Below are 26,167 nucleotides of genomic sequence, written 5' to 3'. Positions count from 1 at the left end.
GAAAAGAAAGTCAGCGAATCCTCGCACCTGATTTGTCGAAGAGCAGCGAACGCTCGGCCTTGATCGAAACCGTGAAATGATCGCCGCCGGCGCGCTGGCGCGAGGCCTCGCGCTCGACGATTAGCTCCTCAGGCCCGGCGTTGGCATAGACGTAGCTCACGGAGCCCAGATGCTCGGTGACATCGGCTTTGATCGGGATGTCGCAATCGCCCTCGCCGGCCTCGAAGAAATGCTCCGGCCTGACGCCGAGCACGATTTCGGCGCCGATGGCGGGAAAGGCGTCGCGGAGCGGTTTGCGCAATCTGGCGCCGCCATGGTTGACGAGTTCGATGATTATGGCGCTGTTCGACGTCTCGACGACCTTGGCCCCGATGAAATTCATCTTGGGCGAGCCGATGAAGCCGGCTACGAAACGATTGGCCGGGTCGTCATAGAGGTCGAGCGGCGCGCCGATCTGCTCGACATTGCCGGCCTTCAGCACCACGATCCGGTCTGCCAGCGTCATCGCCTCGGTCTGGTCGTGCGTCACATAGATCATGGTGACGCCCAACTCCTTGTGCAGGCGCGAGATCTCGACCCGCATCTGGACCCTGAGCTCGGCGTCGAGATTGGACAGCGGTTCGTCGAGGAGAAAGACCTGCGGTTCGCGCACGATGGCGCGGCCGATAGCGACGCGCTGGCGCTGGCCGCCGGACAATTGTTTCGGCCTGCGCTGCATCAATTCGTCGATGCACAGGATCTCGGCGGCGCGCTTCACCCGGCGCTCGGTATCGGCCTTCGGATTGCCATTCATCCGGAGACCGAAGGAGAGGTTCTGCTCCACCGTCATATGCGGGTAGAGCGCATAGGACTGGAACACCATGGCGATGCCGCGGTCGGCCGCCTCGACATCGTTCATCACCTTGCCGCCGATGGCGATCTTACCGCCGCTGATGTCCTCCAGCCCGGCGATCATCCGGAGCAGCGTGGATTTGCCGCAGCCGGACGGGCCGACGAAGACGACGAACTCGCCGTCGGCGATGTCGATATTGGCACCGTGGACGATCTCGAACACACCGAAGCGCTTGACCACATTGGTGAGAGTGACGGCGGCCATCGCGCCCCTTTCTACTTGACCGCGCCGGCGGCGATGCCGGCGATGAAATGGCGCTGCAACAGCACGAAGACGATGAGCATCGGCACGGTCAGCATCACGGCGCCGGCCATGATGCCGCCCCAGGAAACCTTGGTGAGGCCGATCAAAGTGCCGAGCGCCACCGGCGCCGTCATCGCGCCGGGCTGGCTGTTGATCAAAAGCGGCCAGAGATAGTTGTTCCACGAGGCGAGGAAGAGGATGATCGCCAGGGCCGCCAGCATCGGCCGGGCCAGCGGCAGCGCCACGAACAGGAAGATGCGCCATTCCTTCACGCCTTCGACGCGCGCCGCGTCGAACAGCTCTGCCGGCATCATCGAGAAGGCTTGACGCATGAACAGCACGCCGAGCGAATTGAACAGCGGCGGCACGATCAGCGCGATCCAGGTGTTGGCGAGCTGGAAATCGCGCGCCACCATGATGAATTGCGGGATGAGCACCACCGCATAGGGAAGCGTGATGGTGCCGAAGATGATCGCGACGACCGCGCCCTTGCCGTGGAATTCATAGCGCGCCAGCGCCCAGCCGGCCATCGAGGTGAGCAGCACCGAAAGGATCGTATAGGTCACCGCGACCGAGACCGAGATGCCGATGGCGCCAATGAAATTGGTGTCGCGCTGCAGGTTGGCGACATTGTCGAGGAAATTGTCGTGCGGCAGTAGCTCGATGCCGGGGCTGAATATGCCGTTGTCCGGCATGGTGGAAAACACCACCATCATCCACAGCGGAAACAGCCAGACCAGCGCCAGCGGCGTCAGGAAGAGATGCAGCGCGATGCTGCGGCCGAGCCGTCTTTGCAAGCGCGAGGTCATTTCGGCTCCCCCGTCATTTCGGCTCTCTTGTCAGCCAGAGCTGCACCAGCGTGATGGCGATGGCGAGGCCCGCCGTGGTGTAGGCGACGGCCGATGCGTAGCCGAAATTGAGCGACCGGAAACCCTGGCGATAGAGCAGCAGCCCAAGCGTCTCCGTGCCGCCGCCGGGGCCGCCGCGCTCGGTGATCAGGAACGGCTCGGTGAAAAGCTGCATGGTGCCGATGATCGACAGCACGGCGCAAAAGACGATGACCGGCTTCAACAGCGGCAAGGTGATATGGAAGAACTGCTTCAGCTTGCTGACGCGGTCGAGCGTCGCCGCTTCGTAGACGTCCTCGGGGATCGATTGCAGGCCGGCCAGGATGATGATGGCGTTGTAGCCGGCCCAGCGCCAGGTGACCGCGATCATGATCAGCGCCATGGCTGGCGTGACGTTGGAGAACCAGTCGATCTTGGCGAGGCCGACGCTCTCCAGGAGCTTGTTCACGATGCCGAAATCGAGGCTGAACATCAGCCGGAACACGGCCGAATAGGCGACCTCGCCAACCACGACCGGAGCGAAGAAGGCGAAGCGGTAGAGGCCGCGCGCCTTCAATAGCGGCGAGTTCAGAAGCACCGCCATGACGATCGCCAGCGAGATCATCACCGGCACCTGGATGACCAGGATCAAGAGCGTGTTCTTCAACGCGTTGTAGAAGGCAGGGTCGCCGATCAGGCGGCCCCAGTTGAAGGCCGGCGCGAAACGCCAAGGCACGGTGCGCGTCGCCTGGAAGGAGATCAGGAACGAGGAGATGATCGGCCAGATCCAGAAGATGGCGAAGATCAAAAGGTAGGGCGTGAGGAAGCGGTACGCGGTGGCGTTCTGCGTGCGCATTCGGCTTCCTCCTTTCCTCTATCTTTCCCTTCTCCCACAAGGGGAGAAGGGAAAGCGGCGCTACTTCACCGGCAGGCCCGTCGCGGCGGCGATCTGCTTGGCGGCGTCGTCGAGCGCGGCTTTGGCGTCGGGATAGCCGTTGGCCAGATATTTGGTCTGCACGGCGCGGACGATGATCTCGGCATCGCTCTGGAATTGAGTGCCGCGGCTCGGCACCACCTTGGGCAGCGTGGCGAGGATATCCTTCCACACCGCCTGGCCGCCCCAATAGGGCTGGCCCTGCGCGACATATGGATCGTCGAGCGCCGAGACCAGCGACGGCACCAGGCCGAAATCCTTCAGCATGGTGATCTGGCCCTCTTTCGTCTCCAGCGTGTATTTCAGGTAGGCGTAGGCCGCTTCCTTGTTCTTCGAGGCCGAAGTGATGGCCAAGGAGGAGCCGCCGAGATTGGCGGCGCGCGGGCCGTCGGCGGTCAGGCTCGGCATCAGATAGACGCCCCATTTGCCGCTTTCCTTCGGCGATTCGGTGCGGATCGTGCCTTCATACCAGCCGCCATAGACCTGGCTGGCGACGGTGCCGGCGGTGTTGTTGGTGATCTTGGTCGACCAGTCGGCCGAAGAGACGATACCGGCGTCCTTCATCTCCTTGACCTTCGTCATGGCGTCGACGCATTTCGGCTCGGCCACGGTGATCGACAGGCCGTCCTCGGCGAAATAGGCGCAGCCCTGCTCGTTGGAGATCATGCGGAAAAATTCGGTGTCGCCGTTGAAGTCGGCGTTGGTCATCGAGACGCCGGGATTGGCGGCCTGGATCTTCTTGCCGGCGGCGATGAAATCGTCCCAGGTCTTGATCGAAGCCGGATCGACGCCGGCCTTCTCGTAGAAGTCGCGGCGATAGAAGACAGCGACCGGGCCGGAATCCCAGGGCATCGCATAGGCCTTGTCGCCGACCTCAAGCTCGGTGCGCTTGAAATCGGGGAATTTCTTCTGGTCGTCGGCGGTGTAGCCCAGCGTGTGCAGGTCGACGAAGCAGTCCGGGAACTGGCTCCAGTAGTTTTCCGCCTCGCCATTCTCGATCGAGACGATGTCGGGCAGGCCGACGCCACCGGCGGCGCAGCCGGCGATCGACTTGTCGTAGGTCGGCTGGTTGCCGAGGTCTTGGACCGTGACCTTGATGTCGGGGTACTTCTTGTTGAAGCCCTCGACCGTCGACTTCAGCGACGAGGCGGCGATGTTCCAGCTCCAGATCGTGAGTTCGCCGGATTGCGCCAAAGCGGGGCCGGAACCAAGGGCAAGCGCGAGCGCGGCGCAGGTCAGTGTGATGCGCATTGAAATCCTCCCATTTCATTTGCTCTCTCACCGTGAGCCTGGCTAGATTATGCGGCGCGGAAGGCTTGTCCTCGTCAGAGGGAATAAGAAGTTGGCGGAAAGTAAGATGCCAGAGCGTCCGTTCTACCAGCCTGGCGCGAGCAGCGTCGAAGGCCTGCCTCTCATGCTGCAGATGTTCCACAACCACCCGCTGGTTATGCTGAAGCCGCATTGGCACGCGCAGGTGGAAGTGAACTTCGTCGTCCAGGGCTCGGTACATTACCGCATGGCCGAGCACGAGATTTCGCTGTCGGCCGGCGAGATGTGCCTGTTCTGGGGCGGGCTGCCGCACCAGATGGACGATCTGACCGACGACGCCATCTATGCCGGCGCGCATCTGCCGCTGGTGCATTTCTTCAGGCTGCATCTGCCGGCCGATGTCAGGCACCGGCTGATGACCGGCGCGACGCTGGTGACGAATGCCACCGATCAATCCGACAACGACAATTTCAAGCGCTGGAACGACTATGCGCGCTCGGGCGATGCGGCGAGGGCCGAACATGCCGTCAACGAGCTGCTGCTTCGGCTCGAACGGGTACGTTTCGAGCCCTACCGGCTGGTTCCGGTAACCGCCGCCGGACATGGGGCGGGCAGCCCCTTCGACCAGCAGTCCTCGCGCAATGTCGGACGCATGTGCGATTTCATCGCCGAGAATTTTCTCTACGATATCGACTGCGTGAACATCGCTTCCGCCGCCGACATCCATCCCAAATACGCCATGAGCCTGTTCAAGAAGTCGACCGGCATGACGCTCAACGAATATGTCAACCTGCTGCGCCTGAGCTACGCGCAGGCGTTGTTGATGCACGAGGACGCCAATGTGCTGAGGGTCGCCATGGATTCGGGCTTCGGCTCGCTCAGCGCTTTCAACAAATCCTTTCGCAAGCTCGCCGGCATGTCGCCGTCGGACTTCCGCCGGGCGGGCAGCAAATAGCCAGTCCTCGGGAGCGATCGGCTGCCATGTCCGGTGAGGAGAAACCCGAGGTTACCGATTTGTAAGACCCCGGCAAACAGCCAGTATGAATGACGAGGCAAAGTCTCCTTCGAACAGCCGCGGCTAATGTTCCACCCGTGCCGCAAGCCTGTCGCGCTCTGAAGGAGACGTTCACAGATGTTGCGTTCCGGCGCCCGCCTCCGCCCGGTCACATGTGCCCGGACATATGCACCTGCATGTTCGAGTGCCGCTCCGTCATCGACCGCGAGCGTGCTTGTGGTCCGGTAGCGTCCGATGCAAGCCGTTCAATCGTGGGTAAGCAGCGTCGCCGGGAACCCACCCGCGAAGCCGTCGGACTATTCCTGGACATCACCTGCCCGCCAGGCGCTGCTGGTGATCGCGGCGCTCCTGGCGCTGCGACTGGGACTGGCCGCAGTCATTCCCCTTTCGATAGACGAGGCCTACGCGGTGGTGGTGTCGCGCAGCCATTCGCTGTCCTACTTCGATCATCCTCCGCTCGGCTTCGCCCTTGCCAGGTTGATGGCGGATCTCACGGGTTGCGAATGCCGTTTCGCTGTCAGGCTCCCTTATGTACTGCTCGGCTCGCTTTCGGCACTTCTGCTTTTTGAGCTCACCCGACTGGCATATGGCGCCGCGGCCGCGTTCTGGGCTGTCGCCTGCTATAGCGTGGCGCCATTCTTCCTGATTTCGGCCGGGCACTTCGTCGTTCCTGACGGACCGCTCGATTTCTTCTTGCTGGCCAGCGCCTGGCTGGTGGCGCCGATGCTTATCGGGGGCGAAACGCGGCACGGCCTGCCGCGGTGGATCGCGGCCGGCGTGGCGCTCGGTCTGGCCCTGATGTCGAAATATCAGGCTGGCCTGTTCGCGATTTCCGCCTTGATGATACTTGCCGTGACGAAGTCCGGCCGCGCCCAACTTCGCACGCCAGGGCCCTGGCTTGCGGCGGTCATCGCGGCGGTTGGCCTTATACCGGTCCTGCTGTGGAACATGCGCCACGGCTGGGTATCACTGGCGTTCCAGTCCGGCCGAGGCCTGGCGACAGGTGGCCACCTCCTGCATCCGTCAAATTTCGGGCTGACCATGCTTGGCCAGGTAGCTTATCTCTGGCCAACGATCTGGCTGGTCGCGATGGCTTGCCTATGGCGGGCGGCTCGGCCTGGTGCGGCGCCGACCGATCGTTTCTTCCTGCTGATCGCGGCCCCTCCGGTGGTCTTCTTCGACGCGATTGCGCTTTTCAGCGCGCATTCGCTTCCGCACTGGTCGATGAGCGGGTTCCTTTTCGCGTTTCCGCTCATCGGCCAATGGTGTCATGATTTCTCGAGGCGCCATGCCGGCTGGCTCAGCACATCCTTCGCGGTCCCGGCCGTCACGGTTCCATTGCTGGCGATCGGATTCGCCGTCCAAGCCAGGACCGGCGCCTTCACCCGGCCCTTCTTCGACCGGGCGCCGAAATTCGACATCAACTGGCAGATCGTCGACTGGTCAGTCCTGACCGAGAGCGCCGAAACCAGCCAGGCAAGGGCAGGCGACAGCTTCGTGGTGGCGTCGAACTGGATGCAGGCAGCGCGCATTGGCGCCGCGATCGGGCGTGCCGTTCCGATCGAGGTGCTGCCGGGCGATCCCCGCCATTTTCAGTTCATGGACGATAATAGGCTGAACAGCCGCAGCGCGGGATACCTTATCGCGGCGCTCGATCCCGCCAACGAGGCAGCCAACGAAAAGGGCTATCGTGACAGCCTCGCTGGACTGTTTGTCGCGACCGGCCCAGCCCGGCACGTCACCCAGCGCGTCGCCGGATTTCCGGTCTTCGACATGCTGATATTGCCTGTTGAACGAGCAGGCATGATGCCCCCGCCGCCTCGGGGCCAGACTCCGATCCCTCCGGGCGGCGCCCGGCCATGAATCAGGCCACGCCCCGGATGCCGCTCGACGCTGATCCGATGCAAGGACATGCCGTTGCCTCACGTGGAAGCGCCGAACTCACCATCGTCGTCCCGACGCTGAACGAGCGCGCCAATATCGGGTTGCTGGTCGCCAGGTTGCGCGAGGCGCTTGCACATATCCAGTGGGAAGTCGTCTTCGTCGATGACGATTCGAAAGACGGAACGATAGCGGCGGTTCGCGATATCGCGGCGATCGATCACCGCGTTCGCGCCATCAGGCGCATTGCTCGCCGCGGCCTTGCCGGTGCTTGCCTGGAGGGCATACTGTCGAGCTCGGCGCCTGTCGTCGCGGTCATGGACGGCGACCTCCAGCATGACGAAACGCGCTTGTCCGCGATGTTCGAAATCGTTCGTGCCGGCGAGGCCGACATGGTAATCGCCAGCCGCTACCAGGATGACGGCAGCGCCGACGGGGCGATGACCAAGCTGCGCACGAACGGCAGCAGGCTTGCGACACGCCTTGCGCAATTGCTCCTGAAGACGCCGATCCGTGATCCGATGAGCGGTTTCTTCATGGCGCGCCGTGAAATCGTCGATGCGGTCGCGCCGCGTTTGTCGCGACAGGGCTTCAAGATCCTGCTGGACATCGTGGCGTCCTCACCGGCCATGCGGATCAAGGAAATTCCCTATGTGTTCGGTCCTCGCCTCCATGGACAGAGCAAACTCGATTCGATGGTCGTGTTCGAATATATCGGCCTGCTGATCGCCAAGGCGTCGGGAGACTTGATCTCGACGCGGTTTCTTGCCTTCGGTCTCGTCGGCTCCGCCGGCGTGTTCGTCCATCTCGCGGCCCTGCATGCCCTTCTGTCAGAGGGCCTGCCATTCACTGCAGCCCAGACGGCAGCAATGTTCACCGCCATGGCCTTCAACTACACGCTCAACAATGCCTTCACCTACCGGGACCTGCGCCGGCGGGGCTGGCGGTTCCTGACGGGCTTCGGCATGTTCGCGGCCCTGTGCAGTTTCGGCGTGGTGGCCGGCGTCGGCGTGTCGAGCCTGCTCTACACGAATCCCTCGCGCTGGTGGATGGCGGGTCTGGCGGCGGCTGCGGTGGGCGCGGCTTGGAACTATGTGACCAATTCCGCCATCACATGGCGACCACGCTGAGACAGCAGGCATCGTGGTGCGTCCCCGGCCGCCGGCTATTGCTCTATCATCCCGCCCTCAGGCAACGGGTGCTCGCACGGCCGGAAAGCTGACGGTCACGCCGAGACCCGGGTCGCAATCCTCAAGCGTTATAGCGGCGCCATGCAGGTCCGCCACCGCCTTGACCAGGCTCAGGCCCAGACCACTGCCCGGCGTCGTGCGGCTCGCATCCAGCCGGTACAGGCGGCGGAATACCTTTTCGCGTTCCTCGGCGGGAATGCCCGGGCCATTGTCGCGGACATGGATGAGGACTTGGCTGCCGTCCCTGGTCACTGAAAGCCCGATCGCGGTGCCCGGCGGGCAATGCCGAAGCGCGTTCTCGACCAGATTGGCGAGCATCTGCATCAGCAGGTCCCGGTCGCCGTGAATATACCATTTCGTACCCGGAACGACACTCGTCGACAGCGACTTGCCGTCATCCTCCGCGACATCGGCATAAACGTCGCCGATGGTCTCGACGATCGGCCCGACGTCGAGATCGACGAAACGGGCCTTGCGGGCACCGGCTTCGATCTGGGCGATGCGGAGAAGCGCGTCAAAGGTGCTGTTGATCTGCTGGCTTTCGGCGCGGGCGTCGGTCAACTCGGCCGAGACATCCTCGCCGGACACCGTCTTATCGGCGGCGGATTCCAGGATCATCTGCAGACGGTTGAGCGGCGTCTTGAGATCATGAGCGATGTTGGCGCTCACTTCGCGCATGCCGTCGACCAAGGCGGACAGGCGCTCGAGCGCCGCATTCACCTGGGCGGAGACGGCGTCGATGTCGTCGCCGCTGCCGATCAGCGGGATGCGCGCGTCGAGCCGGCCATGCGAGACGTCGTCCATGGTGCTGGCGATGCCGTCGAGCCGCCGTTGCACGCGCGAGGCAAGCACCGCGCCGCCGGCTATCGCCAGAACGGTGATGAAGAGCGTGCCCCAGCCGAAGCTCATCAGCACGATCATCTCGAGATCCTCGGTTTCCGAGAGCGAGAAGGCGACGGTCAAATTGTTGTTGCCGACCGTGCCCGAATAGGCGCGATATTCGGTACCTGGCGGCACACCCGGCAAGTCGGCTGCGAACATGGAAAACCCGTCCGGCAGGCCTGAAGCGGTGAAATCCCCGGCGAGGCGCTTGCCGGCGCGATCGGTGAGCGAAAAGATCTGGTCCTTGTCCTGACTGAACTGGGCGTGGTCCTTCACGGCGGTGGTGAGGTCCTCCTTGTCCGTCTCCGAATAGGTCGCGGCGATCAGGGAGTAGGTCTCCTTGATCGATTGATCGAGCTGCCTGGCGAGCGAGGCGCTCATCAACTGATAGACGACCGCACCGGACAGGATAAAGGCAAGCAGGAACAGGAAGGCGAAGGTCAGCGCCAGCCGGAACGGCGTGCTGCGCAGCAGGCTGGAGCGCCTCTCGCTCATGTGACCGCAAGCGCGGTTGGTCGCTCTACAAGTGCGGACGCAAGATCAGGCGGGGACATGCAGGCTGTAGCCGGTGTTGCGCACGGTGTGGATGAGCGGCACATCGAAAGGCCTGTCGACCTTGGCCCGCAGCCGGCTGATATGGGTTTCGACGACGCTGGTCTTGGGGTCGAAGTGAAAATCCCAGACGCGCTCCAGAAGCATGGTGCGGGTGATGACGCGGCCTTCGCCGCGCATCAGCACCTCGAGCAGGCTGAACTCGCGCGGCTGCAGGTCGATCGGCTGGCCCTGCCTGGTCACGCGGCGCTGGATGAGGTCCATTTCCAGGTCGGCGACGCGCAAAGCCGTCTTCTGCTCCTGCGCCGCCGGCCGGCGGCCGAGCGCGTTGATGCGGGCAAGCAGCTCGGAAAAGGCGAAGGGCTTGACGAGATAGTCGTCGCCACCGGCCTCGAGCCCCTCGACGCGGTCGTCCACGCCGCCGATCGAGGTCAGGAAGATGGCCGGCGTATGGATGCCGGCGGCGCGCACCGCCTTGATCATCGACAGCCCGTCGAGGCCGGGAACCATGCGGTCGGCGATGATCACGTCATAAGCGTTGCGGGTCGCGGCGAAGAGGCCGTCATGACCGTCGCGCAAGAGATCGCAGACGTGGCCGGCTTCGGTCAGCCCGCGAACGATGTAGTCGGCGGTTCTCGGATCATCCTCAACAAGCAGAAGTCGCATCGCCCCGTGCTGTCCTTGCCGCCTCAACCCTGCCGGCATGGCGGCGCCGGCCGGGCTCTTCCTGGCTGGTTCTCCAGGACATGATGCCGAAAGCGTGAACCGGCTATCGGACGGCATCATGCCCATCTTGTCGTCTTGGCGCAATTCCGGATGGATTGCTCTAACCATCTGCTTTTACGCATTCGTGGATCGAAGACCGCTACACATTTTTGCGAGACGGGTGGTTCATGGATCGCGCTCAGTCGAGCAGAGCCTGCTCATCTTCGTCGATCAGGCTCTTCAGCGTCATATAAAGAACGATGACCACGATGCAGCCGAGGAAGATCAGGCTGGTGAAAGTGGTACCGAAGCCCATGCCGCCATATTCGACCGGCTGCGCCAGCAGGTCGCCGAAGGAGGCGCCCAACGGCCGGGTCAGGATATAGGCGAGCCAGAAGGCGAGGATGCCGTTCAGCCCGAGGAAAAACCAGGCCAGCGCGACCGCCGCAATGACAGCACCAAATATAAGGCCAGTCGCGAGATAACCCATGTCGAAGCGCTCGGCGACCAGATCGCCGGCGGTCGTGCCGAGCGAAAAGGTGAACAGGATCGCCAGCCAATAGAAGATTTCGCGCCTGGTGGTGAAGATGGTGTGGATCGACAGGGTCTTCTCGCTGACGTACCAGGCGATGAAGATCAGTGCGAGGGCGACCGAGAAGATGATGGTCGTCGTCTCCAGCCGCACGCCGAAATTGTCGACGAGATTGTCGGCGACCAGCGTGCCGACGATGCTGATCAGCACGACCGCCAGCCAGTAGGCCCAGGGCACGTAGCGATTCTGCGCGAATTGCAGGGCGAGCGCGACAATCAGAACCACGGCCATGATGAGCGACGTGCCGGTAAGGCCCAGGCCGAGATTGACGGCGAGATAATCAGCCGCCGTCTCGCCCATGGTCACAGCCATGATCTTGATCAGCCAGAAATCGATGGTGACGTCCGGGACCCGGTTCAATTCGGACCCGTCTTCGATGGCTGTCATGATCATGGCGAAGGCTGTCATCCCGTAAGAGCCGGTCGTCGGCGCTCCGTTCAAGCCGACAACCCGTGGCAGTCAGGCTAGGCAGGCGAATTCACCGCAGCCTGTCCGCGTCCTTACAAATTCGTAAGGTCGGCCAAATACATTGGCCGGGTCTCGTCATCGCCCCGCGGAAGAGCTAGAGAAAATCCGGCGTCCGTCTCGGCGCCGTAGCGGTGAGGAAGAATGGCCTACACGTCCCTCAAATCGGCGCCGAAAGCGTTCGACCAGCACAAGCGCCTGATCGTCGTCCAGGTGGCAGCTGTGCTTGCCGTCATCCTGCTTCTCTTCAGCAGACCGGCGCTGGCCGAAGGATCGAACGGACATGAAGCGCTGGAGACGATCGGCTTTGCGATGGTGCTGACCTGCTTCCTGGGCCGGCTGTGGAGCATCCTTTTCGTCGGCGGCAGGAAGAATGACGAGCTGATCGTGTCCGGCCCGTTCTCGATGACCCAGAACCCGCTCTATTTCTTCTCGACCGTCGGCGCGGTCGGTATCGGGCTGATGTTCGGCTCGGTGCTGGCGGCCGCGATGCTCGGCCTGGCAAGCTTCCTCGTCTTCCGGTTCACCGCGCGTAAGGAGGCCGAGTACCTCGCCGGCAAATTTGGCGCCGTCCATGCCGCCTATGCCCAACGCACGCCCCGCTTCTGGCCGAACCCACTGCTTTACCATGACGAGGAACAGTGGCTGTTCTCGACGCGCGCGCTGCGCAACACGTTCCGCGACGGGCTCTACTTCCTGGCGCTGTTTCCGGTGATCGAGGTGGTCGAGTATGCCCGCCTCAGCGGCCACCTGCCGACGCTTTTCACGGTCTACTAGTTCCCGGCACGGAACGACCGACGACTACGGTTGCCTGGCAGGCGGCATACGTCGGAGATTTGGCCGAAACGCTTGTCAGATCCATTCCGTGACGTCGAGGTGTTTCGGCGGTCCAGAATTCTGCTCCGCTGCGTTCCTCCGCCAAGGTCATGGAATGTCCTCGGGTCTGCGCTCCGCTTCGCGTCGCTCCGCCCGTGAATGACAGGTTGAGAGGCTTCCGCCAAATCTCCAGCGTTTGCGCCGATTTGGCAGAGAACAACCGCCCGTCAGCGCGCCCTGCCGCGCGCGGCGCGGCGGGTGCTCTCCAGGAGGATTGCCAGGCAGCCGCCCAGAAGCAGGAAGCCGCCGACGAGCGGCGGCAGCCCCAGGACCTTGACCGCGGCGGTGACCAGCGCGATCAGGATCAGCGCCAGCAGCGCGAGATTGCCGTCGTCAACGAACATGCCGACGAGTCCCTTGAAGACAAGACGGATCATCGGGCAATTCCTTCGGCGGGCGCGGGATAGGCGCCGCGCAGCCAGCGCACGATGGCAAAGGATGCGGCGGCGATGACGGCGAAGATGGCGAGCAGAGCGAGGTCGGCGCCCGGCCACGCCGCGCCGAGGCCCTCGCTGGTCCAGAACACGCCGAAGCTGGTCAGCATCAGCCCGACGACGAATTTGAGCGAATTCTCGGGCACGCGCGCCAGGGGCCGGTGCACGGCAAGGCCGATCAGCATCACCAGCACGAAGGCCGCCAGCGCGCCAAGGCCGGCATAGAGGGTCTGCTCGTGCGCGGCGCCGACGGCTATGACGATGAAGACCACTTCGACACCCTCGAGCAGCACCGCCTTGAACGACGCGACGGCGGCCAGGTAATCGGCGCGGCGGTCGCCGGCCTGCCGCCGCAACACCTCCGTCTCCTCGGAAAAGGCCTGCTCCTCGTCGTGCATCGCGATCACCCCGACGCTGCGCAGGATCGCCTTTCGCAGCCAGCGCATGCCGAACAGGATCAGGAGCACGCCGACCGCGAATTGCAGGGTGGCGATGGGGACGAGCGCCAGCAGCGGCCCGAAAACGAGCACCAGCGCTGCCAGGAGGGTAAGCGCCAGCGCGGCGCCCGTCAGCGCCGGGCGCCAGCTGCGCGTGACCCCGACGGCCAGGACAATGGTGAATGCTTCGACGACCTCAACGAAGGAGGCCAGGAAAGAGGCCGTTACAGTGGAAAATACGGGTGTCAGACCATGCATGAAGGCTTCGTCCAATGCTGAGGAATCATCGGCTGGCGCGACGATACAGCGCTCCGGCGGCGGCGAGAATGCCAGAGGTGATCGCAGGCCGATCGGCCCGCTGGAACCCATATGTGCCGTGATGTGATCGCGCTCTGACGCGAGAACTGGACCGGACATTTCGAAGAACTCATTGACGGTCTGTATCCGTTCGGTGTCCGTTGTATCGCGGCGCTACCCTGGCTATCTGCTGGTGCAACAAGGAGTTTAAGCGGCCCATCGGCCGCTCCAGCAGGAATGGAGCCATGAAGAAGATCGGATTTCTGTCCTTCGGGCATTGGTCGCCCTCCCCGCAATCGGGCACGCGCTCGGGCGCCGACGCGCTGCTGCAGTCGATCGACCTTGCGGTCGCGGCCGAGGAGCTCGGCGCCGACGGCGCCTATTACCGCGTCCACCATTTCGCCCGCCAGCTCGCCTCGCCGTTTCCGCTGCTTGCCGCGGCGGGCGCCAAGACGAAGCGTATCGAGCTCGGCACCGCCGTCATCGACATGCGCTACGAGAACCCGCTTTACATGGCGGAGGACGCGGGCGCAGCGGACCTCATCGCCGGCGGGCGTTTGCAGCTCGGCATCAGCCGCGGCTCGCCCGAGCAGGTGATCGATGGCTGGCGCTATTTCGGCTACGTGCCGGAAGAGGGCAAGAGCGACGCCGACATGGCGCGCCGGCACTCGGAGATCTTCCTCGACCTGTTGCGCGGCGAAGGCTTCGCCCAGCCCAATCCGCGGCCAATGTTCCCCAACCCGCCCGGCCTGCTCAGGCTCGAACCCTTCTCGGCCGGACTGCGCGACCGCATCTGGTGGGGCGCGGCCACCGACGCCACCGCCATATGGGCCGCCAAGCTCGGCATGAACCTGCAAAGCTCGACGCTGAAATTCGACGAGAGCGGCGAGCCGCTGCATGTTCAGCAGGCCAAGCAGATAAGAGCCTATCGCGCCGCCTGGAAGGAAGCCGGCCATGCCAGGGAGCCCCGCGTCTCGGTCAGCCGCAGCATTTTCGCCCTCGTCAACGACATGGACCGGGCCTATTTCGGCGGCAGCGAGGGCGAGGACCACTTTGGCTATATCGAGCCGGAGAAGCGCGCCGTGTTCGGCCGCACTTATGCCGCCGAGCCGGACAAGCTGGTGGAACAGCTCAGGCAGGACGAGGCGATCGCCGAGGCCGACACGCTGCTGCTCACCGTGCCCAACCAGCTCGGCGTCGACTACAACGCCCATGTTATCGAAGCGATCCTGAAGCATGTCGCCCCGGCGCTGGGGTGGCGGTAGTTATCGGAACGGCGAGCCGCGTGATCTCCTCCTCGGGGGCAGGGCAGTCGCATGGAGCGCTCGCCTTTCCGCCTCGGCTTCGTCGAGCCACCGCTCCCCCGCCTTTGGCGGGGCGAGGGACCTAAAGCTCGCGAAGGTCGCGCTTCGGCGGTTGAGAGGTGGCCCGGCGCGCAGCGCCGGGACGCAGCGGGGCTAGCGCTGCCCATGCGATTGCCCTGTCCGTAGGGATCAGACCTCACTCTATCGCCAACGTCAGCTTCGACGAAGCGCCCTCCTCGCCCACCTTACCGTCGATATTGACATCTGATAAAATAGCAACCTAGTCTGCCGCGTAATCGGTTACGTAACCGATTACGGCTCAATCAAGTGGAGGAGACTAATGAGCAAGATTTCGAACATGCACGGGCTTGGCCCGGTCTCGCGGCGCCAATTCCTGAAGACCAGCGCACTGGCCGCCGGCGCGCTCGCCTTGCCGCTCGGCCCGGCCTTTGCTGCCGACAAGCCGAAGGTCGGCCTGGTGATGAAGTCCCTGGCCAACGAGTTCTTCAAGCAGATGCAGGCCGGCGCGGAGGCGTATGCGGCTAAGAACAAGGACAAGTTCGATTTCGCCGCCGTCGGCATGAAGGACGAGCGCGACTTCGCCGCCCAGGTCGATGCCATCGAGAACTTCATAACCCAGAAATACAACATCATCGTCGTGGCGCCGGCCGATTCGAAGGCCATGGTCACGCCGATCGCCAAGGCGCTGAAGGCCGGCATCAAGGTCATCAACATCGACGTCGCGCTCGACGAGAAAGCCAAGAAGAAGGCCGGCGTGGATCTCGCCTTCTTCGGCCCGGACAACCGCGCCGGTGCCAAGCTTGCCGGCGACGCGCTCGGCAAGGCGCTGGGCAAGGGCGGCAAGGTCGTCATCCTCGAGGGCAATCCTGAGGCCGACAATGCCAAGCAACGCAAGCTCGGTTTTGACGATTCGGTGAAGGAGTACGGGCTGAAGCTGCTCGACTCCAAGACCGCGCATTGGGAGACCGAGGAAGCCAACACGCTGATGACCAACTTCCTCACTCAGCATCCGGATATCCAGGGCGTGATGGCGGCCAACGATTCGATGGCGCTCGGCGTCGTCAAGGCGATCGACGCCGCCGGCAAGTCGGGCAAGATCAAGGTGGTCGGCTTCGACAACATCCCGGCCGTCGGCCCGCTGCTGAAAGAGGGCAAGATGCTCGCCACGGTCGAGCAGTATGGCGCGCAGATGGCGGCCATGGGCATCGATTACGGCCTGCGCGAGCTCGCCGGCGAGAAGTTCTCCGGCTGGGTCAAGACCGACGTCAAGCTGATTACGGCCTGAGGCGAGCAAGGGCGCCGGGACTCCCTCTGGTGCCGTCCTTTCGCTTGTCTCATCATCGCCGCCGGCAAACTGCCGGCGGCGATGGCGGCGCGTTCACGCCGCCTTGCGGCCGAAGAACGCCATTCAGGATTGCTGCATGGACGATGTGATTCTTTCCCTTGAAGGGGTCGGAAAGGTCTTCCCGGGCGTCGTGGCGCTGAGCGACGTCTCGCTGTCGATCGCGCGCGGCGAAACACATATCGTGCTTGGCGAGAACGGCGCCGGCAAGTCGACCCTGATCAAGCTCCTGGCCGGCATCTACGAACCGGACACCGGCACCATCGCCTTCAACGGCGCGGCTTACCAGCCGAAGTCGCCGCACGACGCGCAGCTGAGCGGCATCCGTATCGTGCACCAGGAGCTCAACCTTCTGCCCTATCTCAGCATCGCCGAGAATCTGATGCTGGAAAACCTGCCGCGACGCGCCTTGGGCATCGTCGACCGCAAGGCGCTCAACCGGCGCGCTGTCGCATTGCTGAAAGAGGTGGGCCTCGAGATTGACCCGCGGACGCGGGTCGAGGCGCTCGGCGTGGCGCAGATGCAGCTGGTCGAGATCGCCAAGGCGTTGAGCTACGATTCGAAGCTTCTTGTGCTGGATGAGCCGACGGCGACGCTGACGCCGCCAGAGATCACGCGGCTCTTCGCCATCATCAAGCGGCTCAAGTCAAAAGGCGTCACCATCATCTACATCTCGCACCGCCTGCATGAGGTGTTCGAGATCGGCGAGCGGGTGACGGTGCTGCGCAACGGCAGGGTGGTCGCCACGCGCGATCTCCATGGCCTCACCGTGCCCGACCTGGTGCGCATGATGATCGGCCGCGACATCGCCGATGAGTACAGCTTCGATGACGCCATCGTGCCCGGCAAGGTCGCGCTCAGCGTCGCCAATCTGAAGCGCGACGCCTCGACGCCCGATATCTCCTTCGCCGTGCGCCATGGGGAGATCCTCGGCGTCGCCGGGCTGGTCGGCAGCGGCCGCACCGAAGCGATGCGCGCCTTGTTCGGCGCCGATCCGAAGCTCGACGGCGTTGTCGAGATCGACGGCAAGCCGGTGGCGATCGCCGCCCCCAAGGACGCGGTGCGGCATGGCTTGAGCCTGCTTACCGAGGACCGCAAAGGTCAGGGCCTGCTGCTCGACATGGCCGTCGACAAGAACATCACCATCACCGATCTCGGCAAAATCTCGCGCAACGGGCTGCTCAACCGCCGCGCCGAGGCCGCGGCGGCAAACGATCTCGTCGGCCAGCTGCGGGTCAAGGCAAGCTCGATCGAGCAGGCCGTGCGCAACCTCTCGGGCGGCAACCAGCAGAAGGTGGTGCTGGCCAAGTGGCTGTTCCGCGGCACCTCGACGCTGATCCTCGACGAGCCGACGCGCGGCGTCGATATCGGCGCCCGGCGCGAGATCTACCAGCTGCTCTGGATGCTGGCGGCGCAACAGAAGGGCATCATCATGGTCTCGTCCGACCTGCCCGAGCTGATGGGCATGTGCCACCGCATCATCGTCTTTTCCAGGAACCGTATCGTCGGCGAGGTGCCGCGCGCCGAATTCGACCAGGAGCGCATCCTGTCGCTCGCCTATCAGGAGTATGTGCGACCATGACCGAGACGTCCGAACCGCTGGTGTCGGCGCCTGTTTCACCCGGCCGGGCGAAATTCCTGCGCTTCCTGATCCGCGACGCCGGCGTGCTCCTGGCGCTGGTGCTGATCACCTTGTTCTTCTCGGCCACGGCGCCCTACTTCGCCACCCCCGACAATGCGCTGAAGATCTTCGTGCAGATCGCCATCAACACGGTGCTGGCGGCGGGCATGACCTTCGTCATCCTGACCGGCGGCATCGATCTGTCGGTCGGCTCGGTGCTGGCGCTCTGCACCGTGGTCGGCGCCACCGTGATGATCGACGAGAGCCTGTCGCCTGCGGTCGCGATCACGCTGGCGCTTCTGGCCTGCATGGCGACGGGCGCGGTGTGCGGCTTCCTCAATGGCTGGATCTCGACGCGTTGGAAGATACCCTCCTTCATCGTCACGCTCGGCATGCTCAACATGGCGGCGGGCGCCGCCCGCGTCGTCAGCGACAATTCCACCATCACCGGCCTGCCGCAGAGTTTCGTCGATTTCGGCAACCTGATCATCGGCGGCTTCCTGCCGTCGATCTTCCTGGTCGCGGTGCTGGTGATCGCGGCCGGCTGGTTCGTGCTGCGCTTTACCGTCTTCGGCCGCATGATCTTCGCCGTCGGCACCAATGACGAGGCGGTGCGGCTGTCGGGCCACAATCCGGATTTCTACAAGGTCGCCGCCTTCACCATCAGCGGCCTCACCGCCGGCATTGCGGCCATGGTCTATCTGTTGCGCCTCAACATCGGCAGCCCCATCGCCGGCGTCGGGTACGAGCTCAACGCCATCGCCGCCGTTATCATCGGCGGCACCAGCCTCAGCGGCGGCAAGGGCTCGATAATCGGCACGCTGGTCGGCGCCTGCATCCTGCAGGTGCTCTCCACCGGGTTGCAGCTGCTCGGCGTCGGCGACAATTTCAAACCGATCGTGATCGGCCTTGTCATCGTGCTCGCGGTCATCCTAGACGCATATCGGGAGAGGCTGCTGCGCAAGGTTCGGTAGGAGACCTCGGGGAACCAGGGATATGACGACTATTGCCGATGTTGCGCGCCACGCGGGGGTGTCCGTCGCGACCGTCTCGCATGTGATGAACCGCACGCGTCATGTCGAGCCGGAGACGGCCGAGCGTGTGCAGGCCGCGATCACCGCCTTGCGCTACAGCCCGAACTCGGTGGCGCGGAGTCTGCGGCGCGGCGAGACCAAGACCATCGGGCTTCTGCTGCCGGACAATTCCAACCCGTTCTTCGCCAGCGTCGCGCGTCAGATAGAGGATGCGGGTTTCGTATCCGGCTACACGGTGATCCTGTGCAATTCCGACGGCAATGCCGAGAAGGAGGAGCGCTACCTCTCGGTGCTGATGGCCAAGCAGATCGACGGGCTGATCTTTGCCGGCTCGTCCGACCATGCGCGGGTGTTCGCCCGCCTCCTGCCCAGCGTGCCGGCGGTGCTGCTCGACCGCGAGATCCAGTCGGTCAATGTCGATTCGGTGCTTGTCGACCACGACCACGGCGGCTATCTCGCCGGCCGGTATCTGGTCGGGCTCGGGCATCGGAAGATCGGCGCCATCGGCGGCCCGCGCGATTCCAGCTCCAGCCCGGCCCGCCTGCGCGGATTCGTGCGGGCGCTCGGTGAAGCGGGACTCGAACTGCCGGCCTCGTCGATCGTCGATTCCGACTATCACTTCGCCGGCGGTCGCGTCGCAATGGATAAGCTGATGGGGCGGGAGTCGGACATTACCGCGGTGTTCGCCTGCAACGACCTGATGGCCATGGGCGCGATCACGGCGCTGCGGGCGCGAGGCCTGCGAGTTCCCGACGACATCTCGATGGTCGGTTTCGACGACATCCCCTATGCGGTCACCACCTGGCCTTCGCTGACTACGATCGCGCAGCCGGTGGAGAAGATCGGCATACGCGCGGTGAGCCTGCTGCTGGAGCGGCTGAGCGAGCCGGAAGCGCCGTCAAGGCGCGAGGTGCTGGCGCCGGCGCTGGTCGAGCGGGAGAGCTGCGCGGCGCCGCGGCGTTAGGCGCCTGCATCGTCAATGCCCTATGAGGCTGGCCGGCGCTTAGGACAGTCCGGGCCAACGGCCTCACGCCGCCGGCTGCATGGCCGCCCTCTCCAACATGCCGAACAGGTCGCGCGGCTCGTCGGGGTCGGCGAGCAGGTCGAGCTCCTCATAGAGGCCGGTGGTCTGGAGCTGGTCGCGGACATAGCGAAGCGCCGAAAAATCCTCGGTGGCGAAGCCGACGGAATCGAACAGCGTGATCTGCTCCGGCGCCTTGCGGCCCTCAGCCTTTCCGTTCATCACCTGCCACAGCTCGGTCACCGGATGGTCGGCGTCGAGCTGCTGGATCTCGCCCTCGACGCGCGTTTGCGGCGCGAACTCGACGAAGATGTCGGAGCGCAACAGGATGTCGCGATGCAGCTCGGTCTTGCCTGGGCAGTCGCCGCCTACGGCGTTGATGTGGACGCCGGAGCCGACCATGTTGTCGGTGAGGATCGTGGCGTACTGCTTGTCCGCCGTCACCGTGGTGATGATGTCGACGCCTTCCACGGCATCCTGGCCGGTCGAACAGATGGTGACGTCGAAGCCCTTGCCGGCAAGGTTGCGGGCGCATTTTTCGGAAGCGGAGCGGTCGATGTCGTAGAGCCGCAGCCTGTCGATGCCGAGCAGCGCCTTGAAGGCGATGGCCTGGAACTCCGACTGGGCGCCGTTACCGATGATGGCCATGGCGCGCGAGCCCCTTGGGGCCAGGTATTTGGCGGCCAAGGCGGAAGTGGCGGCGGTGCGCAGCGCCGTCAGGATGGTCATTTCGGTGAGCAGCATCGGATAGCCGGAGCCGACATCGGCCAGCACGCCGAAGGCCGTGACCGTCTGGCGGCCCTCGCGCATGTTCTTCGGATGGCCGTTGACATATTTGAAGCCGTACATCTTGCCGTCGCTGGTCGGCATCAGCTCGATGACGCCGTCATGGCTGTGCGAAGCGATGCGCGGCGTCTTGTCGAACAGCTCCCAACGGCGGAAATCCTCCTCGATGTATGCTGCGAGCTCGATGAGGAAGCGCTCGACGCCGATGGCGAGCACCAGCTTCATCATGCGGTCGACGCTTACGAAGGGAACGATGGCGAGGCGCGAAGGCTGCGTCATGATCAGAGGCTTCCGGAGTGGCTGCGGGTGGGGCGGTCCATGATGCGGCGGCCCATCAGGCTGGCAGTGAGGTCGACCATGAGGATCGCGGTGCGGCCGCGCTCGTCGAGGAACGGGTTCAATTCGACCAGGTCGAGGCTCGAAACCAGGCTTGAGTCTGACAGCATCTCCATCACCAGATGCGCCTCGCGGAAGGTGGCGCCGCCGGGAACGGTGGTGCCAACGGCCGGCGCGATCGACGGGTCGAGGAAGTCGACGTCGAGGCTGACGTGCAGCAGCCCGTTCTCCCTCTCGACGCGGGCCAGGAAGGCGCGCAGCAAGGGTGCGATGCCGTGCTCGTCGATGGCGCGCATGTCGTGCACGGTGACGCCCGCCTGCTTCAGCGCGCGGCGCTCGGCCGGGTCGACGCTGCGCAGGCCCATGGCGCAGACGCGGCCTGGGTCGACGGTCGCGGGCAGATCCGGAAAATAGCCCGAGAACCCTGCCTGTCCGCTGGCATAGGCGAGCGGGACGCCGTGCAGATTGCCGCTGGTGGTGGTGTCGAGCGTGTGGAAATCGGGATGCGCGTCGAGCCACAGCACGAAAAGCGGCCGGCCGCGCTCCGCGGCACGGCGCGCCACGCCGGAGACGGTGCCGGCTGAGATCGAATGATCGCCGCCAAGGAAAATCGGCATGGCTTCGTTGGAAGCCTCATAAGCGGTCTCGGCAATTGCCGTCGTCCATGCGGAGATCTCCGGCAATGCCTTCAGCGCGAGGTTGCCGTGGACCACCGGGCGCGCCACCGCCTTCTCGACCGCGCCCCAGTCCTCGACCTCATGGCCAAGCTCCGAAAGCACCGAGACGAGGCCTGCCGTGCGCAGCGCGCTCGGCCCCATCTCGCATCCCATCCTGCCCGCGCCGTCCTGCACCGGCGCGCCGACGATCCTGCAGCGCATGATTCTTTTCAGTCCTCGCGATTGATTGGTGTGATTGGAGCATGGGGCGCTGGCGGTTCGAACAGGTAAAATTGGCATTTCGAGAAGAATGATTTATCAGTCTGGGCAAGTAATTTGATCGAAGTGGGCAATCATGGACGCGCTCGACGAAAGACTGGTCACGCTTCTGCGGCATGATGCGCGGCGCAGCGTTTCCGACCTCGCGGTCGATCTTGGCGTGTCGCGCGCCACGGTCAGGGCGCGCATGGAGCGGCTGGAGAAATCCGGCGAGATCATCGGCTACACGGTGGTGCTGCGCGCCGACGCGGTCGACCAGAGGATACGCGGCGTGATGATGATCGAGATCGAGGGCCATGCCGCCGACCGTGTCATACGGGCGCTCGGCGGCTTTCCCGAGGTTTCGACGATCCACACCACCAACGGCCGCTGGGACCTCGTGGTCGAGCTCGGCACCGCCACGCTCACCGATTTCGACGCGGTGCTGCGGCGAATCCGGCTGATCCCCGGCATAACAGGCAGCGAAACCAGCCTTCTGCTGGCGACGCCGAGGACGACGCGGGCGCGCCTGGCTTAGCCGCGCAATGAGCGGGGCCGGCTCCGTCCACATCACAGATTCGCGAGGTCCGGGAAGAGAGGCGGTCCGAAAGACGTTTTTGGCATGTCAAGGGTGCGTCGACACGGATTCGGTCGCCCCCCTTTGTCCCTGTCTTGCTGCATCTCGCTCCGCGCCACACGCGGTCTTGGGCGACATGCATCAACTGAGCCGGGTGCTCCCAAAGACCGAGAGCCCCTCCTGAAACCCAGCGCCTTTAGGAGAATACGATGAAACATCTCCTCACGCCGTTAGTGACCGGCTTGTTCATAGCTTCCACCGGAATAGCCTTCGCCGCCAACGTCCACACCGTCACCGGCACGACCGGTCAGCCGAACCAGACCATCGGCACCGCCGAGACGGGGAGTGCAACCCCGGGCAACGCCGCCGCCGCTCCGGGTTCTGCTTTCAATCCGGATGGCAATGCGGGAACACATTATGCCGGGACTCAGCCGCAGAACTCGAAGAATCCGAAGAGCGTATCGCAGTATGACGTGGCCGGGTTCCAGCAGTCCCACAACCATTAGGTGGCGGGCGTCCGAGCCGTGTGATTTCAGGCAGGTTGGACCGGACGTCCGAAATCCGTCTCTCACTCAAGGAGAGGGCATGATGCCGTCGGAAACCTCTCAGACCTTTCGGCATCATGCTCCCGGCGTTGAGACCCGTGCGTCGGATGTTTCCGCGGAACGACCGCTTCATGCCGGCTCATTCCCCGCTCTCGCGCTCGAATCGGCTGGCGCAACGCCGAATTGCGGCTGCACGGTCAGGCGACGCTGGCGAGCGGCACGGGGAAATTGGCAGCGTGCTTGGCATTGGCCCGGTCAGCAAACTGCTCGGCTTCGGCGCGCGTCAACCCGATCAGCGGCCGACCTTCCATTTCAGCCGGCAGGTCGAAAACCAAATCACAGACCAGCCAGTCGTCACACGGATCCTGCATCGCTGCGAACCTCATCGGCGCTCCTTGTTGCGGCGCGGCCAGAGCACTTCAAGTCCTTGTTTTGACCCAGTGCCTGCCAGGTTCGCCTTCCACGACGCGCAGAGAAGTCGAAATAGCGGCCGGTTGTTCCGCCGCAGGCCAGTAAAATATCGATAAAAGGCTGAAATACCGCGAAAGTGCCGCCGGACGGGGTGTCGAGACGAGTTCATTTGCCTGGCTGGCGAGCTCTTCCGCCTGCGCGCGTTGGAGGCCAATAAACACCATGTCCGGTATCTGCGCCGGGCACCCGGACCGCTGATCATAGACCATCCACTGGCCGCACGGATCCTGTAAAGCTGTGAACCTCATGGCCGTTTTGCTCTAGCTGTTTGCTCGGACGCCATTTCTAGCGGAAGGATGCGGCGAAGGCACCGAACCAGTCCGCTCACGCTTTTCCTGGAATTGCTCCTGCTATGCCCCAACGTAACGACTCGCGAGAATGACCCCGCGACAATGCCGGCCGGATTAATTCCAGCACTTTGACCCAACATATACTTATCGAGGACGTGGCAGAAGAGGTTCTACAGTCCCTTCGGCATGCGACCCAAGTCTGATGGTACGCCAGCACTTTCCGAATTGCGGACCCCAACTGTCAGGGAAAGAACCATCACTTGACCCGCAGTCCGAACGCAATTGGCAGATCAGCAGGATCCAAACGCGAAAAAGCCGCGGTGAACCGCGGCTTTTCGATGCTTGATCCTCGGTGGAGGAAACTGGAGCGGGTGAGGCGATTCGAACGCCCGACCCCAACCTTGGCAAGGTTGTGCTCTACCCCTGAGCTACACCCGCTCGCGCGGCCTCGGCCGCAAGCCGCGCCTATATGGCCGAAGAGCGCGGCGATTGCAACAGGGAAATGACGGTCTTTTTCCTGCGACCTGGAGGCACCTGTGGGCGAGGCCGCAATCGCCGAAGCATCTCGCCGCCAGAAGGCAATGGAGAACCCGCTTTGCCTCGAGGCATTTCGCTCAGAACGCCGTGCCCCCCGAGCCCTGACGGTCTGACATTTCTCCTGGAGTTGCCTGGCCCTGCTCGCACGGCCTTGCGAGGATGCCGTCGTTCGCCGTAAACGGCATGACCCCTTTTGATTGCGCGAGGACCGATGCCGAAGACCGAAGCCGAGCTCAACGAATTTCTTGCCGATCTCGGCATTGCGGTCTCGACCGTGCGGCACCCGCCGCTGTTCACGGTCGCCGATTCGCAAAGCCTGCGCGGCGAGATTCCCGGCGGCCACACCAAGAACCTGTTCCTCAAGGACAAGAAGGACAATTATTTCCTCGTCACCGTCGGCGAGGAAGCCGTCGTCGACCTGAAGCAGATCCATCACCTCATCGGCGCCGCCAGCCGGGTCTCCTTCGGCAAGCCCGAGATGCTGATGGAGCTGCTCGGCGTCATCCCTGGCGCGGTGACGGTCTTCGGCCTGATCAACGACACGGAGGGGAAGGTCAAGGTGGTGCTCGACCAGGAACTGATGAGCCATGACGTCATCAACGGCCATCCGCTGACCAATGAGGCGACGACCTCGATCGCCGCCGCCGATCTGATCAAATTCGTCGAGGCAACCGGCCACGATCCTGTTATCCTGAAAGTCTCATAATCTTGAAAGTCAGGGCTTGATCGCCACATGGAAGGCGGTTCCAAAATCCGACAATGACGCGCTGGGCGCCGACGCCTGGGAGCGCGACCGAAAGGGCGACACGATGAGCGACAACAATCCGTATAGCGGCGCGTTCGGCGGCAATGGCGGCCAGTACGCCCAAACGGTGCAATATGGCGGCGGCGACCGCGCCAAGGTTTCGCTGGGCGAAGCGCCGGCGGCGGCCGACCTGATCAAGGACACCACCACCGCCACCTTTGCTGCCGACGTCATCCAGGAATCGCGGCGTCAGCCGGTGCTGGTCGATTTCTGGGCGCCATGGTGCGGGCCCTGCAAGCAGCTGACGCCGCAGCTGGAAAAGGCAGTCAAGGCCGCCGGCGGCAAGGTCAAGCTGGTCAAGATGAACATCGACGACCATCCCTCGATCGCCGGCCAGCTCGGCATCCAGTCCATCCCCGCAGTCATCGCCTTCAAGGACGGCCAGCCGGTTGACGGCTTCATGGGCGCCATTCCCGAAAGCCAGATCAACCAGTTCATCCAGAAGGTCGGCGGCAAGGGCGGCGGCGCGCCGCAGATCGCCGACGCGCTGGCCGCGGCCGCCGAGGCGCGCACAGCCGGCGACGTGCAGACCGCCGCCGACATCTATGACGCGATTCTGGAGCAGGCGCCGGAGACACTGGAGGCGATCGCGGGGCTGGGCGAGATCCTGTTCGACGCCGGGGACGCGGACGGCGCCAAAGCCGTTCTGGCCCGGGCGCCCGACGACAAGAAGGACGCGCCGGCGCTGGCGGCGCTGCGCGCCAAGATGACGCTGGCGGCCGAAGCGGCCGCGCTCGGCAATCCGGCCGAGCTCGAGCGACGGCTCGCCGCCAATCCGGCCGACCACCAGGCGCGCTTCGACCTGGCGATGATCCAGAACGCGCGCGGCGATCGCAATGCCGCCGCCGACAATCTGCTGGCGATCGTCAAGGCCGATCGGTCTTGGAACGACGACGGCGCCAGGGCGCAGCTGTTGAAGCTCTTCGAGGCCTGGGGAATGACCGACGAGGCGACGCTCGCGGCACGGCGCAAGCTGTCGTCGCTGCTGTTCTCTTGAAGCGTTCTGACGCAATTCCGGACGAACGCCGCTGCCCACTTGTCCGGAATCGCGCGCAAAGTTTTTTGCCAGCTG

At 64.0% G+C, this 26,167-nt stretch carries 25 protein-coding genes and 1 tRNA gene; 13 read left to right on the top strand and 13 right to left on the bottom strand.

All coding sequences use genetic code 11. The annotated features are described in order from the left end of the window. Positions 1-10 precede the first annotated feature (10 nt). From ugpC to P9272_RS06910, 4 genes are read right to left on the bottom strand one after another with little or no spacing between them, the layout of a single operon-like run. Positions 11-1,096, bottom strand: coding sequence for a sn-glycerol-3-phosphate ABC transporter ATP-binding protein UgpC (ugpC, locus tag P9272_RS06925; protein WP_278159931.1), 1,086 nt, complete (start codon positions 1,094-1,096; stop codon positions 11-13). A gap of 11 nt (positions 1,097-1,107) precedes the next feature. After that, positions 1,108-1,944 (bottom strand): carbohydrate ABC transporter permease, encoded by an 837-nt coding sequence (locus tag P9272_RS06920; protein WP_128257892.1) that lies wholly within the window; start codon positions 1,942-1,944, stop codon positions 1,108-1,110. Between the two features lie 13 nt (positions 1,945-1,957). Further along, positions 1,958-2,818, bottom strand: a complete 861-nt coding sequence (locus tag P9272_RS06915) for a sugar ABC transporter permease (RefSeq protein ID WP_278159930.1) — start codon at positions 2,816-2,818, stop codon at positions 1,958-1,960. 60 nt (positions 2,819-2,878) lie between these two features. Then, complete coding sequence (locus P9272_RS06910) at positions 2,879-4,147, bottom strand: ABC transporter substrate-binding protein (RefSeq protein WP_278159929.1); 1,269 nt, start codon at positions 4,145-4,147, stop codon at positions 2,879-2,881. 106 nt (positions 4,148-4,253) lie between these two features. Between P9272_RS06910 and P9272_RS06905 the strand changes: the two genes are divergently transcribed. The 3 genes from P9272_RS06905 to P9272_RS06895 all read left to right on the top strand — a co-directional run bounded on the left by P9272_RS06905 (position 4,254) and on the right by P9272_RS06895 (position 8,191). Next, positions 4,254-5,120 (top strand): helix-turn-helix domain-containing protein, encoded by an 867-nt coding sequence (locus tag P9272_RS06905; RefSeq protein WP_128257895.1) that lies wholly within the window; start codon positions 4,254-4,256, stop codon positions 5,118-5,120. A 294-nt stretch (positions 5,121-5,414) separates the two neighbouring features. After that, on the top strand, positions 5,415-7,043 hold the full coding sequence (locus P9272_RS06900; RefSeq protein ID WP_278159928.1) for a glycosyltransferase family 39 protein: 1,629 nt from the start codon (positions 5,415-5,417) through the stop codon (positions 7,041-7,043). Further along, entirely contained in the window at positions 7,040-8,191 is a 1,152-nt protein-coding gene (locus P9272_RS06895; protein WP_278159927.1) for a glycosyltransferase family 2 protein, read from the top strand. The genes P9272_RS06900 and P9272_RS06895 overlap by 4 nt, the downstream gene beginning before the upstream one ends. Positions 8,192-8,248: 57 nt before the next feature. On the opposite strand, the gene P9272_RS06890 is transcribed toward P9272_RS06895, so the two are convergent. The 3 genes from P9272_RS06890 to P9272_RS06880 form a co-directional block, all read right to left on the bottom strand. After that, positions 8,249-9,628, bottom strand: coding sequence for a HAMP domain-containing sensor histidine kinase (locus P9272_RS06890; RefSeq protein ID WP_278159926.1), 1,380 nt, complete (start codon positions 9,626-9,628; stop codon positions 8,249-8,251). 45 nt (positions 9,629-9,673) lie between these two features. Beyond that, positions 9,674-10,351, bottom strand: coding sequence for a winged helix-turn-helix domain-containing protein (locus P9272_RS06885; RefSeq protein WP_128257899.1), 678 nt, complete (start codon positions 10,349-10,351; stop codon positions 9,674-9,676). Between the two features lie 238 nt (positions 10,352-10,589). Further along, the gene (locus tag P9272_RS06880; RefSeq protein ID WP_278159925.1) at positions 10,590-11,375 is read right to left on the bottom strand and encodes a hypothetical protein; all 786 of its coding nucleotides are present in this window, start codon (positions 11,373-11,375) and stop codon (positions 10,590-10,592) included. A gap of 216 nt (positions 11,376-11,591) precedes the next feature. Here P9272_RS06880 and P9272_RS06875 point away from each other — a divergent pair, with 216 nt between their 5' ends. Beyond that, a complete protein-coding gene (locus tag P9272_RS06875; RefSeq protein ID WP_128257901.1) occupies positions 11,592-12,224 on the top strand; it encodes an isoprenylcysteine carboxylmethyltransferase family protein in 633 nt (210 codons plus the stop codon). Positions 12,225-12,490: 266 nt separating this feature from the next. Here P9272_RS06875 and P9272_RS06870 read toward each other — a convergent pair whose 3' ends face one another. After that, positions 12,491-12,700, bottom strand: coding sequence for a hypothetical protein (locus P9272_RS06870; protein WP_278159924.1), 210 nt, complete (start codon positions 12,698-12,700; stop codon positions 12,491-12,493). Beyond that, the gene (locus tag P9272_RS06865) at positions 12,697-13,452 is read right to left on the bottom strand and encodes a COG4280 domain-containing protein (RefSeq protein ID WP_278160005.1); all 756 of its coding nucleotides are present in this window, start codon (positions 13,450-13,452) and stop codon (positions 12,697-12,699) included. The genes P9272_RS06870 and P9272_RS06865 overlap by 4 nt, the downstream gene beginning before the upstream one ends. Positions 13,453-13,736: 284 nt before the next feature. On the opposite strand from P9272_RS06865, the gene P9272_RS06860 reads away from it, so the two are divergent. From P9272_RS06860 to P9272_RS06840, 5 genes are all read left to right on the top strand, one after another. Next, positions 13,737-14,756, top strand: a complete 1,020-nt coding sequence (locus P9272_RS06860; RefSeq protein ID WP_128257903.1) for an LLM class flavin-dependent oxidoreductase — start codon at positions 13,737-13,739, stop codon at positions 14,754-14,756. Between the two features lie 379 nt (positions 14,757-15,135). Beyond that, positions 15,136-16,101, top strand: a complete 966-nt coding sequence (locus P9272_RS06855) for a sugar ABC transporter substrate-binding protein (RefSeq protein ID WP_278159923.1) — start codon at positions 15,136-15,138, stop codon at positions 16,099-16,101. Between the two features lie 136 nt (positions 16,102-16,237). After that, positions 16,238-17,740, top strand: a complete 1,503-nt coding sequence (locus P9272_RS06850; protein WP_278159922.1) for a sugar ABC transporter ATP-binding protein — start codon at positions 16,238-16,240, stop codon at positions 17,738-17,740. Continuing rightward, entirely contained in the window at positions 17,737-18,753 is a 1,017-nt protein-coding gene (locus tag P9272_RS06845; protein WP_128257906.1) for an ABC transporter permease, read from the top strand. The genes P9272_RS06850 and P9272_RS06845 overlap by 4 nt, the downstream gene beginning before the upstream one ends. Positions 18,754-18,775: 22 nt before the next feature. Next, entirely contained in the window at positions 18,776-19,777 is a 1,002-nt protein-coding gene (locus P9272_RS06840; RefSeq protein ID WP_278159921.1) for a substrate-binding domain-containing protein, read from the top strand. 63 nt (positions 19,778-19,840) lie between these two features. Here P9272_RS06840 and P9272_RS06835 read toward each other — a convergent pair whose 3' ends face one another. Both P9272_RS06835 and rocF read right to left on the bottom strand, forming a co-directional pair. Further along, a complete protein-coding gene (locus P9272_RS06835) occupies positions 19,841-20,899 on the bottom strand; it encodes an ornithine cyclodeaminase (RefSeq protein WP_278159920.1) in 1,059 nt (352 codons plus the stop codon). A 2-nt stretch (positions 20,900-20,901) separates the two neighbouring features. Next, on the bottom strand, positions 20,902-21,834 hold the full coding sequence (gene rocF, locus P9272_RS06830) for an arginase (protein ID WP_278159919.1): 933 nt from the start codon (positions 21,832-21,834) through the stop codon (positions 20,902-20,904). A 133-nt stretch (positions 21,835-21,967) separates the two neighbouring features. Between rocF and P9272_RS06825 the strand changes: the two genes are divergently transcribed. Beyond that, entirely contained in the window at positions 21,968-22,408 is a 441-nt protein-coding gene (locus tag P9272_RS06825) for an Lrp/AsnC family transcriptional regulator (protein WP_128257910.1), read from the top strand. Positions 22,409-22,656: 248 nt separating this feature from the next. After that, a complete protein-coding gene (locus P9272_RS06820) occupies positions 22,657-22,953 on the top strand; it encodes an adenylate cyclase (RefSeq protein ID WP_278159918.1) in 297 nt (98 codons plus the stop codon). Between the two features lie 236 nt (positions 22,954-23,189). Here P9272_RS06820 and P9272_RS06815 read toward each other — a convergent pair whose 3' ends face one another. Next, the gene (locus tag P9272_RS06815) at positions 23,190-23,378 is read right to left on the bottom strand and encodes a hypothetical protein (RefSeq protein WP_128257911.1); all 189 of its coding nucleotides are present in this window, start codon (positions 23,376-23,378) and stop codon (positions 23,190-23,192) included. A 738-nt stretch (positions 23,379-24,116) separates the two neighbouring features. Next, a tRNA-Gly gene (locus P9272_RS06810) sits at positions 24,117-24,191 on the bottom strand. A gap of 310 nt (positions 24,192-24,501) precedes the next feature. Between P9272_RS06810 and P9272_RS06805 the strand changes: the two genes are divergently transcribed. Continuing rightward, a complete protein-coding gene (locus tag P9272_RS06805; RefSeq protein ID WP_128257912.1) occupies positions 24,502-24,996 on the top strand; it encodes a prolyl-tRNA synthetase associated domain-containing protein in 495 nt (164 codons plus the stop codon). Positions 24,997-25,099: 103 nt separating this feature from the next. Further along, entirely contained in the window at positions 25,100-26,092 is a 993-nt protein-coding gene (gene trxA / locus P9272_RS06800; protein WP_128258042.1) for a thioredoxin, read from the top strand. The last annotated feature ends 75 nt before the right edge of the window (positions 26,093-26,167 follow it).

This window comes from Mesorhizobium sp. WSM4976 (assembly GCF_029625685.1).
Taxonomy (GTDB): domain Bacteria; phylum Pseudomonadota; class Alphaproteobacteria; order Rhizobiales; family Rhizobiaceae; genus Mesorhizobium.
Note: the sequence above shows the minus strand (reverse complement) of the source record. Positions and strands in the feature narration are given on the sequence as shown.